Consider the following 409-nt stretch of genomic DNA (forward strand, 5'->3'; position numbering starts at 1 on the left):
TCACCATGCTGACCGCCTACCTCGCCCCCGTGTTGCCGCAAACCGCCGCCAACGCCGCGCGTTTCCTCAATCTGGACGCGATTACCTGGAAGAACACGCGCGAAACCCTAGGCGAACACGCCATCAACAAATACGAACATTTAATGCAACGAGTGGAGCAAAAACAAGTGGACGATTTGATCGAAGCCAACAAACAAAGCATTCAGACGGCATCCGCGCCCGTTGAAGAGGGTAAATACGAAAAAGTCGCCGAACAGGCGGGCTTCGACGACTTTATGAAAATCGATATGCGCGTCGCCAAAGTATTGAACTGCGAAGCCGTCGAAGGCAGCACCAAACTTTTGAAATTCGACCTCGATTTCGGTTTTGAAAAACGCATCATCTTCTCCGGCATCGCCGCGTCTTACCC

General features: G+C 52.3%; 1 protein-coding gene. It reads left to right on the forward strand.

Translation table 11 applies throughout. The annotated features are described in order from the left end of the window. Positions 1-409, forward strand: a 409-nt coding sequence (locus tag HCX50_RS19675) for a hypothetical protein (RefSeq protein WP_237682618.1), incomplete at both ends; no start/stop codon positions are given.

This window comes from Microbacterium sp. B19(2022), from assembly GCF_012030385.1.
GTDB lineage: Bacteria > Actinomycetota > Actinomycetes > Actinomycetales > Microbacteriaceae > Microbacterium > Microbacterium oxydans_B.